9 protein-coding genes are annotated in these 10,000 nt (G+C 29.6%); 1 reads left to right on the forward strand and 8 read right to left on the reverse strand.

All coding sequences use genetic code 11. The annotated features are described in order from the left end of the window. Positions 1–65: 65 nt before the first annotated feature. The 8 genes from LDL23_RS00765 to LDL23_RS00800 all read right to left on the reverse strand — a co-directional run bounded on the left by LDL23_RS00765 (position 66) and on the right by LDL23_RS00800 (position 9,324). Positions 66–2,657, reverse strand: a complete 2,592-nt coding sequence (locus LDL23_RS00765; RefSeq protein ID WP_291263998.1) for a hypothetical protein — start codon at positions 2,655–2,657, stop codon at positions 66–68. Further along, complete coding sequence (locus tag LDL23_RS00770) at positions 2,650–3,378, reverse strand: GLPGLI family protein (protein ID WP_291263999.1); 729 nt, start codon at positions 3,376–3,378, stop codon at positions 2,650–2,652. Before LDL23_RS00770 ends, LDL23_RS00765 begins: the two co-directional genes overlap by 8 nt. A 97-nt stretch (positions 3,379–3,475) precedes the next feature. Beyond that, positions 3,476–3,742 carry a hypothetical protein gene (locus LDL23_RS00775; protein WP_291264000.1) on the reverse strand — a complete coding sequence of 89 codons (267 nt, stop codon included), beginning with the start codon at positions 3,740–3,742 and terminating at the stop codon, positions 3,476–3,478. Between the two features lie 99 nt (positions 3,743–3,841). Further along, on the reverse strand, positions 3,842–4,066 hold the full coding sequence (locus tag LDL23_RS00780; RefSeq protein WP_026725983.1) for a hypothetical protein: 225 nt from the start codon (positions 4,064–4,066) through the stop codon (positions 3,842–3,844). 78 nt (positions 4,067–4,144) lie between these two features. After that, complete coding sequence (locus LDL23_RS00785) at positions 4,145–4,783, reverse strand: NYN domain-containing protein (protein ID WP_291264001.1); 639 nt, start codon at positions 4,781–4,783, stop codon at positions 4,145–4,147. A 180-nt stretch (positions 4,784–4,963) separates the two neighbouring features. Next, on the reverse strand, positions 4,964–7,399 hold the full coding sequence (locus tag LDL23_RS00790; protein WP_291264002.1) for a ribonucleoside-diphosphate reductase subunit alpha: 2,436 nt from the start codon (positions 7,397–7,399) through the stop codon (positions 4,964–4,966). A gap of 113 nt (positions 7,400–7,512) precedes the next feature. Continuing rightward, positions 7,513–8,490 carry a ribonucleotide-diphosphate reductase subunit beta gene (locus LDL23_RS00795; protein ID WP_291264003.1) on the reverse strand — a complete coding sequence of 326 codons (978 nt, stop codon included), beginning with the start codon at positions 8,488–8,490 and terminating at the stop codon, positions 7,513–7,515. Positions 8,491–8,757: 267 nt separating this feature from the next. Next, a complete protein-coding gene (locus LDL23_RS00800; protein WP_291264004.1) occupies positions 8,758–9,324 on the reverse strand; it encodes a DUF3109 family protein in 567 nt (188 codons plus the stop codon). Between the two features lie 201 nt (positions 9,325–9,525). Between LDL23_RS00800 and LDL23_RS00805 the strand changes: the two genes are divergently transcribed. Next, the coding region (locus LDL23_RS00805) for a MarC family protein (RefSeq protein ID WP_291264005.1) at positions 9,526–10,000 on the forward strand (475 nt) is incomplete at its 3' end.

Consider the following 10,000-nt stretch of genomic DNA (forward strand, 5'->3'; position numbering starts at 1 on the left):
ATAGTTTAATTGCGAATATAATCATTACAAAAAAACTAATTTAAATTATACTTATGAAATTTAAATTATAATATCTTATAAATTATACCAAACAAAACAAACCTTTCCTGTAAATTATAGCTAAAGCTAGAATATGCGTAATCTGAAACAAGATGGTCTTCATACTTTTTAACATTCAACAAATTTTGTCCTTTGATGTAGGTTTCTAAATTATATTTTTCAAATTTATAAACATATTCAAAGTTCATAAAACTATAAATTTGATTTTTAGTTTTGTCTGGAATAAAAGTTTGCAATTCAAATTTAAAATTATTTTTATCGGAAATTTTATAAATAACTTTAAATTCATTTATTATCTGAGTCAATGCATTATTTGATTTATCAACTTCAAAAAAACTAGATTGTGATGTTATTTTACCTTGAAAATTTATTTTAGATTTAAAACCCGAATAAAATTGCAGTTCCATATTTAATAATTTACTTTTAATGTTTCTTAATTCTGAATCATTAACAAAATTATACGACGAAGAAAAAGAAATTTTTGAATTAAACTTTATAGTTGTTTTAATAAAAGGCAGTAATTTGTGTATAGAAAAATCAACATAAAACCTGTTATTACCATAGTTTAGTAGCAAATATTTTATATAAGTTAATTCCGTTGTAATTTGATTTATAGAATAATAATCTTTATCAGCAAATGAATAACCACTTCCAAAGTTTAAATAAAAAGTATTATAAACATCATTAATGTTATAACTCCATTTAACATCTCTATTTTTTATAAAATCTAATTTACTTTCATTGCTTATTAAATTCCTATATGATGTTAAAACAAAACCATTAAACATATAATTCATTTTTGGCACAAATACATCTTCATTATATCCAAAAGTAATACTGTTTTTTTTATTTATAAGGTATTTATAATTTATATTAAACAATAAATCGCTTAAAGTGCTATCGGTATTAGATAAATACAATTTATTGAACAAAAATTTTGTTGAAAAATTTAAGTTTGACTTTTTATACTTAATAATAAAATTAATTAACAATTTATTATTTAAATTTTTAAAAACCAAATCATTCAAAAACGCATTATTAACAAGACTATTTTCTCCGTTAAGAAGCAATGTGTTTAATCCATCTTTTTGAAATTCTAAACTATTTGAAACTTTAAGTTTAATTAATGACCAATTTTTATAAAATTCAATATTAGAATTTATAAAAACACTATTTATATTGCTTTTTTGGGTATTCTTTATACTTGATGAATCTATATTTGGTGAACCAGGTGTAATATAAAAATTTTGTCTAGAATTATTAACAGAAAAGAATAATACCGAATTTAAAATTGAGTTTTCCGAAAGTTGTTTTGTTAATTCAGATTTATTACCCACAAACAAGGATTTTGAAAGTAAATTAGAGCGCTGAAGCAAATTATTGTTATTAATCCTACTATTCAATTCACTTTGATTAGCTTCAATTAAGAGTTTGTTTTCAAATTGAATTTCACTCCCATAATTATAAGTGGTAGTATTGTTGAACGATAAAACTATTGGTTTTTTTTCTTGATTTTCTGTACTAAACAAATCTAAATTATTTGTCGCCAATTTATAATTTGTTCTATCTATAAAATCTTGACGAATTTTATCTTCATAATAATTAAACCCAAATGTTGCTTTTGTTTTTTTTGTAAAATTTCTAAAAAAAGAAGTGTAATTATATTTACTCTGGTTTAATAATGAATTACTATTCCCTAAGAAAGTAGGATAATTACCTTGAGAAATTATTTCGTTGTTCTTAGCTTTACTAAATTGGTTATTATCTTTATTTGAAAAAATAAAATTTGAGGAAGCAACATTCCCGATATTATTTAAAGAAGAAGTACTAAATCCTTTATTTAAATCATCAAGCAACAAGGCTGTTAGTGAATTATTATATTTTGAGTAAAAATCATTTTCTAATAAAACATTTAAATTTAAAACAGTCCTGTCTTTTTTTAATTTAAGATTTAATGCTACTTTCTCCGACTCAATAATTTTATTTAACACTTTATTTGTATTGAAATTCTCAATTGCCTCAATACTTTCGACTAAATCAATATCAATATTTTTACTCCCTATTACATACTGTGCATTAAATAAATCATCTCCTTCAATCATTAAAGCTTCAATTTCTTTATTCTTAAAAAGAATTTTTCCGTCATCATTAACAGATATTCCAGGTAGTTTTTTTAATAAATTTTCAACAACTCTTTCTGTCCCATCTTTAAAAGAATTAACATTATATGAAATAGTGTCTTTTTTTTGTGAAAATTTATTTTCTTTTACAAAAACTACTTCGTCTAATGAAATAACATTTTTAAATAATTCTACTTTTATCAAAGTATCCTTTTTACTAAAAAAAAATATTTTTTCTTTTTTGAAATTTAAACTTGAAATTTCGATTACAACTGTATCTCGAAATGTTTTATTAAATTGAAACTTTCCTTGGCTGTCGGTAAATACAAAATCTAAAACTAAATTTCCTTTTTTAATTAAAACATTAGCATCAATTATTGCTTCTTGATCAGAATGAACGTAGCCTGTAATTTTTTGTGAAAAACAGGTTCTATGAAATAGTAAAAAAAAAAGAACTAAAAAAAAGTATCTATTCATTAAACAATAATTCTAAGCCTGTTTTACTTATACTAATACCTTGATTAGCATTATAACTTTCCATTTCATTCATTTTATTTATGTATTTCTTTTTAAACTCGCTAAAAGTGATACATTTTTTTTCATCAAATGGATTTGAAATTTTAGTGTTTTCTTGTGTTAAAACAATTTTAGTTGCTTCAATTGAATATACCGCACCTGAGTTTATTATAGATACTTTTAGTATTAACCCCGGTAATCCATTGTATTTAGCGGGACCATCAGCCATTTGAATATCTGTCGTAAAAAAAGCTTCAAACTCACGACCTCTAAACTTAGTTTTAGCCTTAAAACATTTATAACCCAATATTGAAACTGTATCATTTACGATATCCCAATCAAAAATCCGCAAAGAATCTTTTACATTAAATATTTTTGTGAAAATTTTTTCTTCTGAGTATAATTTATTTTCTTCAAACTCTTTATAAAAATATACTGTATCACTACTTGTTTTAACAATCATTAAATTTTCACCGTCTTTGTTTAAAGCTTTTGTTTCAAATCGATTATTTCTAAATTTTTTAACTAAAGATTTTCCCTGACTATTTACCAATTCTATTTTATGCCTTAAAGGATTAGACAACATCCCATTCATATCAATAAGCAAATCATATTCAACTTTAATAGTTTGTGAAAACAAAATATTAATAAAAAAAAGCAATATAAAAGTTATTTTTCTCATTAGATTATAATTAAATAATAAGCTAGCTAAATATAGCTAACTTATTAATCTGAATGGTTTTTAAGTCCTAATACCCATAATTATTTAAGCTTATGCACTAGTCTTGACCTGTAAGTACATCCTGTAACTTAGCTTCAGCACAATTCATTAGTTCTATGTTTGCCTGATTTAAAGTTGCTTGTGAAGGTGCGGCTGAATATGTTCTGCAACAAGATGCTGAGGCAACAATATTTCCATCTTCATCTATAGCACTACTAGTTTTACAAATCATAACAGGCTTAACATTTTTAATTTTCAGTTCCTTTTCGTAACCTTTATTTGCAAATGTATTTGAAACAGCAAACAAAATAATTCCTAAAAACATTAATTTTTTTTCATCTTTTTTTAGTTAATTAATAATATAAACAAATGAAAAAAAAAAAAATGAAAAAAAAGTTTTTATTGTTAATTTTTCTATTAAATATTACTCTTTTTCGTTAGCTAAGAAGAAATTTCTCGATTTTTTTGGATACTGATTATAACTTTTATCACTCGGATTTACAATAACCGATTTGATATTAATTTCGTCTCCTACTTTGAAGTTTTTCTCTGTGTATTGGTAATCCAATAAGTATTCACCGCAGAAATAATTTCCATCTGCGTCTTTTTCTATGATCCCGGTGTAAACACCTTTTTTATCTTTTGACATAATTGTATTTTTTTCAAATGTACGAATTGGATTGTAATTATTTAAAACAAAAAGAGTCATCGTGTGATGACTCTTTTTCTAAACTTCCCAATCTTTAGGTTTCTTCAAAATATAACCATCTCTTTTTGTCACTTCAAGAGCAAACTGACTGTCTACTAATTTTTTTCTACCAATTGTCAATGAACCTTTAGCCATCAAAGCAACAGATTGATTATGCCTCTTTGGAGGAAAAGCAACAAAAACTCTCTTATTTTTAAATATTTCGTGAACAGATTTAATTGGAGGAACCAAATCACTATCGCCTGAAATTAGCATAGCCATATCATATTTATCTTGAAAAGCATCAATCAAAATTTGTGTTGCAATATTTACATCCGTCATTTTTTCATTATATGTTGGCCAAATATTTCCACATCTTCTACATTCTAGCTTATCGGATTGATAATTCCCATAATAAATATTTACACCAACACTCTCTAATGCTTCTAAATATGTATTTTGTCTTTTTTGTTTCTCTGGGTTATTACTGACTCTACTAGTAAAATATTTAATTTCAACTAAAGTTTGATTATTCTGTAATAAATTATTTACCAATAAATTGATATTTAACCATTTACAGTAGTCAAAACCTGCATCTAACATCCCGAAATACAAGTTAAAACCATCTACATAAACAATCACCCTTTCTTTTTTTGTTAAAATATTTGCTTCACTCATTATTTATTTTATATATTTGCATCACATAAACAACACTAAAGATAGTATCTTTAGTCCGACGCCTCATTAGAGGCGTTTCTTTTTTACACAAGTTTTTATCCCAATCTGATTAAGACCGAGAAAATTAAACTACTTACCCAATAAATTAATGAGTAAGTAGTTTTTTATATTAAAACATTATTAAGAACCACACATTTCACAATCTTCTGGACCAGCGTTTCTAGCCATTTCGATCATTGCTCTGTATTCTTCAGCTGTCATTTCTGCTGGTTCTTCTAAAACTGCAATAGCTTCTACTTTTTTAACTTCAACATGTTGTTCTTTAACTTCAATTGGAGTGGCAACTTTATCGTTATTTAGAGTAAACTTAATGGCATCCACCGCAGCTTTTGTTCTTAAGTAGTACATTCCTGTCTTTAAACCTGATTTCCAAGCGTAGAAGTGCATCGAAGTTAATTTCGCATAATTTGCATCTTGCATAAACAAGTTCAACGATTGCGATTGGTCAATAAAATACCCTCTTTGACGCGACATATCGATAATATCTTTCATCGACATTTCCCAAACTGTCTTGTACAATTCTTTTAAATCCGCAGGAATTCTTTCAATATGTTGCACAGAACCATTGTGACGCATGATTTCTTGCTTCAATGTTTCGTTCCACAAACCTCTTTCAACTAAATCGTTTAATAAGTGTTTGTTTACCACGATGAATTCTCCCGAAAGTACTCTTCTTGTATAAATATTTGAAGTATAAGGTTCGAAAGCTTCGTTATTTCCTAAGATTTGAGAAGTTGAAGCGGTAGGCATTGGCGCTACTAACAATGAGTTTCTCACTCCGTTTGCCATTACTTCTTTTCTTAAACTTGCCCAATCCCAACGACCTGAAAGTTCTTCGTCTTTTAAGCCCCAAAGGTTGTGTTGGAATTCTCCTTTAGAAATTGGTGAACCTTCGTAAGAAGAATACGGTCCTTCTTCTTTAGCCATTTCCATAGAAGCGGTTACAGCTGCGAAATATAAGGTTTCGAAAATTTCTTGGTTTAATTTTTTAGCTTCATCACTTGTAAAAGGCATTCTCATCATAATGAAAGCATCCGCCAAACCTTGCACTCCTAATCCTACCGGACGGTGACGCATGTTTGAGTTTTCAGCTTCTTTTACTGGATAGTAATTTCTGTCGATTACTTTATTTAAGTTGCGAGTAACGCGTTTTGTTACATTGAATAACAATTCGTGATTGAAGGCTCCGTTTTCAACAAACATTGGTAACGAAATAGATGCCAAGTTACATACTGCAATTTCATCTGGAGAAGTGTACTCCATAATTTCAGTACATAAGTTAGACGAACGAATCGTTCCCAAATTCTTTTGGTTCGATTTTCTGTTCGCCGCATCTTTGTACAACATATAAGGCGTTCCTGTTTCAATTTGAGATTCAAGAATTTTTTCCCAAAGTTCACGTGCTTTGATGGTTTTTCTACCTTTTCCTTGTGCTTCGTATGAAATATATAAAGCTTCAAATTCTTCACCATACACTTCATCTAAACCAGGACATTCGTTTGGACACATTAACGTCCAAGTTGAATCTTCTTCTACACGTTTCATGAATAAGTCAGAAGTCCACATCGCGAAGAATAAATCTCTTGCACGCATTTCTTCTTTACCTGTATTCTTTTTCAAATCTAGGAATTCGAAAATATCAGCATGCCAAGTTTCTAAGTAAATAGCAAAACTTCCTTTACGTTTTCCTCCACCTTGATCTACGTAACGAGCAGTGTCATTGAAAACACGTAACATTGGAACAATTCCGTTTGAAGTTCCGTTTGTTCCTCGAATATATGAACCAGTTGCTCTTACATTGTGAATAGCTAAACCAATTCCTCCCGCTGATTGCGAAATTTTTGCTGTTTGTTTTAAAGTATCGTAAATTCCATCAATACTATCATCCTTCATGGTTAATAAGAAACAAGATGACATTTGAGGTTTTGGAGTTCCCGCGTTGAATAATGTTGGAGTAGCGTGTGTAAAGAACTTTTTCGACATTAATTCGTAAGTTTCAATTACCGCTTCCATGTCATTTAAGTGAATCCCTACCGAAACACGCATTAACATGTGTTGTGGACGCTCTACGATTTTTCCGTTGATTCTTAACAAATACGAACGCTCTAAGGTTTTGAAACCAAAGTAATCGTAATTGAAATCACGGTTGTATATGATGTGAGAATTTAAAAATTCTGCATTTTCTTTAATTACTTCGTAAACCTCATCCGAAATCAAAGGGGCTGCTTGATTCGTTCTTGGGTTTACGTAGTGGTACATTTCACTCATCGTTTCCGAGAATGATTTGTTAGTATTTTTATGTAGGTTAGAAATTGCAATACGAGCCGCTAGTTGGGCATAATCTGGATGCGTTACCGTCATGGAAGCTGCGGTTTCTGCTGCTAAATTGTCTAATTCAGAAGTGGTAACTCCATCGTATAATCCTTCAATTACACGCATTGCCACTTTCACAGCGTCTACCATGTCATTTAATCCATAACATAGTTTTTTAATTCTGTCCGTGATTTTGTCAAACATTACTGGCTCCTTATGGCCATCTCTTTTTACTACATACATAAGCTTTTTAGTTTTTTGAAAACAGACAATCCCTTCCCTGCTTTCGGTTAGTATTTATTGAACTAAAGCGCGAGTCTCCCGACATTTTATAGCGCTCTATATTTTATTTGTTTTTAGAAATCAGCGTCGAAGCTAATTTTACTTGATTCTGAATCGGAGTTCATTACACCAGCTTTTTGATATTCAGCCACACGTTTTTCGAAGAAATTCGTTTTTCCTTGTAACGAAATCATGTCCATAAAATCGAATGGGTTTGAAGAGTTATACACTCTATCACATCCTAACTCTACTAATAATCTATCGGTTACAAATTCTAAATATTGTGTCATTAAAGTAGCGTTCATTCCAATTAAACTTACTGGTAATGATTCTGTAATGAATTTTCTTTCGATGTTTAATGCATCTACGATAATTTCAGTAATTCTAGCTTTTGGCACTTTGTTTACGATGTGATTTGTATGTAAGTGAACCGCAAAATCACAATGCATTCCTTCGTCACGAGAAATTAATTCGTTTGAAAAAGTTAATCCTGGCATTAATCCACGTTTTTTCAACCAGTAAATCGAACAAAACGAACCTGAGAAGAAAATTCCTTCAACCGCAGCAAAAGCAATTAATCTTTCTGCAAACGAATCCGACTCAATCCATTTTAAAGCCCATTGTGCTTTTTCTTTAATCGCTGGAAACACTTCAATAGCATGGAACAATTGATTTTTCTCTGCCTCGTCTTTTACATACGTATCAATTAACAACGAATAGGTTTCGCTGTGAATGTTTTCCATCATGATTTGGAAACCGTAGAAGAATTTCGCTTCTGGATATTGCACTTCGTTAACGAAGTTTTCCGCTAAATTTTCGTTTACAATTCCGTCAGAAGCCGCGAAGAATGCTAAAATATGTTTGATGAAATATTTTTCATCATCATTTAATTTATTGTTCCAATCATTTAAATCGGTATGTAAATCAATTTCTTCTGCTGTCCAAATACACGCTTCTTGTTTTTTGTACCATTCCCAAATATCTTGGTGTTTGATAGGAAAAATTACAAATCGATCTTTGTTTTCTTGCAAAATAGGTTCCACTATAGACATAGCTATTTGATTTTAAAAATGTTAATGATTGGTTAAATTGACTTATTTGGGGATTACAAAGTTTGTCATTTGAAACGAGAAATGAAAGTCAAACTTATTCACAATTAAAGCAAGTTTTTAACAAAGCCGAAAATTGTCAGTAAATTAATATGGGTTTTTAAAATGCTGAAAATCAATAAATTAAAAACAAATAAAACAAGTGTTAAAACCTTGTAAGCGATTGATAAATCAACCTCTCACACCGATTTTTGAACCTTAAAATTTGAATTATTTTTTTAACTCTTTTGCTACTTTGTCTAATTCGTCAAACCATTGTTGTCCGAATTTTCTAATTAATGCTTCTTTGACAAATTGATACACTGGAACTCCTAATTCTTGTCCTAACGAACACGCATCATCGCAAATATGCCATTTGTGGTAATTAACCGCCGCGAAATCTGAATATTCTTTAATTCGAATCGGATATAAATGACAAGAAACTGGTTTTTTCCAATCTACAATCCCTTGATTGTAGGCTTGCTCAATTCCACAAAGTGCCGTTTTTCCGTCAAAAATTACGTAAGCACAATCTTTTCCATCGATAAGCGGTGTTTCTAATTCACCAAAATCGGAAACTACGTGCGTTCCTTGTTCTTCAATGGCTTTTATTCCTTCAGGACGAAGAAAGGGTTTTACTTTTGGAAAAATTTCAGCTAAAATTTTGGTTTCTTCCTCATCTAAAGGAGCACCCGCATCGCCATCCACACAACAAGCACCTTGACAAGCTGACAAATTGCAAACAAATTCTTTTTCTAAGATTTCTTCGGAAACGATGGTTTTATTTAACTGAAACATATTGGATTTATTTAAAGTGCAAAGATAAGAAATGATTTAGGATTGAGGATTAACGATTGATGATTTTAGAACATTTATGATTTTTATTGATTTTTGAACTTGAACTTGTCATTGCTCTTGAACTTCATATGATAATGTATCGTTAAATTAGAAACGTTCTTTATTCAATATCCTTATATTTGCACAAATATTCAGCGTTTTATGGAATTTGGAATCAATTGGAAAGACATTTTTACGATCAGCATGATTTTATTTGCTGTGATTGATATTGTGGGAAGTATTCCAATTATTGTGGATTTACGCAGTAAAATGGGACATATTCAATCGGAAAAGGCTACTATTGTAGCGGCAGTGATTATGATTGCCTTTTTATTTGTGGGAGAAGAAATTCTGAAATTGATTGGTATTGATGCGAATTCATTTGCAGTTGCCGGTTCGTTTGTCTTGTTTTTCCTTGCCTTAGAAATGATTTTAGGCATTCGATTATACAAAGAAGACAATCCGAGTACAGCTTCGATTGTTCCTATTGCATTTCCATTGATTGCTGGAGCTGGAACGATGACAACGATATTATCACTACGAGCTGCTTATGATAAAATCAATATTATTATTGCGATTTTAATTAATGTAATTGTAGTTTATGGCGTGTTGAAATCATCAGGAAAAATTGAGCGAT

It is taken from the genome of Flavobacterium sp., assembly GCF_020217025.1.
In the GTDB taxonomy this organism is placed as follows: Bacteria; Bacteroidota; Bacteroidia; order Flavobacteriales; family Flavobacteriaceae; genus Flavobacterium.

Coding starts and splice junctions, on each gene's coding strand:
- LDL23_RS00765 (WP_291263998.1), bottom strand. CDS start 2,657: ATGAATAGATACTTTTTTTTAGTTCTTTTTTTTTTACTATTTCATAGA.
- LDL23_RS00770 (WP_291263999.1), bottom strand. CDS start 3,378: ATGAGAAAAATAACTTTTATATTGCTTTTTTTTATTAATATTTTGTTT.
- LDL23_RS00775 (WP_291264000.1), bottom strand. CDS start 3,742: ATGTTTTTAGGAATTATTTTGTTTGCTGTTTCAAATACATTTGCAAAT.
- LDL23_RS00780 (WP_026725983.1), bottom strand. CDS start 4,066: ATGTCAAAAGATAAAAAAGGTGTTTACACCGGGATCATAGAAAAAGAC.
- LDL23_RS00785 (WP_291264001.1), bottom strand. CDS start 4,783: ATGAGTGAAGCAAATATTTTAACAAAAAAAGAAAGGGTGATTGTTTAT.
- LDL23_RS00790 (WP_291264002.1), bottom strand. CDS start 7,399: ATGTATGTAGTAAAAAGAGATGGCCATAAGGAGCCAGTAATGTTTGAC.
- LDL23_RS00795 (WP_291264003.1), bottom strand. CDS start 8,490: ATGTCTATAGTGGAACCTATTTTGCAAGAAAACAAAGATCGATTTGTA.
- LDL23_RS00800 (WP_291264004.1), bottom strand. CDS start 9,324: ATGTTTCAGTTAAATAAAACCATCGTTTCCGAAGAAATCTTAGAAAAA.